We start from the raw sequence: 863 nt of genomic DNA, 5'->3' as shown, positions 1-863 counted from the left end.
GTTACTTTTATCGGGAAATTGTCGACTTCGACTGAGGTTTCACTCGTTTTGTGGATTGTGGCACGGTGTTTGCTTTTATCACCGTGTTCCATCCAGTACACATTACTTGCGCCGGTTTGTTAACCGGCGTTTTTTTTGCTGAAACGCTTCATCTGTTCGTTACTGACCTCCTCAACGTGGCTAATTTCGATACACTAGTGCGCGACGATTTATTGAGGGATAGACATGCGGAACAGTACGCCAGTTATTGTGGGTGTTGGGCAAATTGTGGAGCGTTTGGATGCCACAGATTACGAGGGCTTTACAGCCGTTGAACTTGCTGCCAGAGCGGTAGAGCTAGCCATAGCCGATGCGGGCGCCGACATTGTTTCCAACCTTGACGCTATGACCGTGATTCGCACCTTTCCTGATTCTGTTCCCAAGGCTGTACAGCCTGTGTTGGCACCCTTTGGGTGGCCCGATAATTTCGCGGGGTGTATTGCCGATCGACTGAACATTTCTGGTGCTGAGGTCAACCACTCGGGTGCCTGTGGTAACGAACCACAGAAATGGGTTGGTATTTTTGGTTCCCGTATTGCCGCGGGCGAGATTCGCGCCGCCGTCATTTGTGGTGCCGAGGCCATCGCCACCATGCGCAAGGCAAAAGCGGAGGGGCAATCTTGGGATTGGACTCAGCACAGCGATTACCCCGTGAATGATCCCGGCATGAATACCGATTTTATGACTGAAACCGAGCTGCAGCGCCACGGTGGTGCTGTGCCCGTATCGGTTTATCCCCTGCTCGAACAAGCCCGAAGGTTAAGTCTGGGGCTTTCTTCCGAAGATTACGCTTTGCAAATGGGAGCATTGTTCGCGCCGTTTAC

At 52.1% G+C, this 863-nt stretch carries 1 protein-coding gene; it reads left to right on the top strand.

Features of this window, described 5'->3' with window-relative positions:
* Positions 1-225 precede the first annotated feature (225 nt).
* A partial coding sequence (locus ACTF5Z_RS11270; protein ID WP_438985719.1) for a hypothetical protein occupies positions 226-863 on the top strand: 638 nt, incomplete at its 3' end.

This window comes from Aequoribacter sp. (assembly GCF_965659035.1).
In the GTDB taxonomy this organism is placed as follows: domain Bacteria; phylum Pseudomonadota; class Gammaproteobacteria; order Pseudomonadales; family Halieaceae; genus Aequoribacter.
Note: the sequence above shows the minus strand (reverse complement) of the source record. Positions and strands in the feature narration are given on the sequence as shown.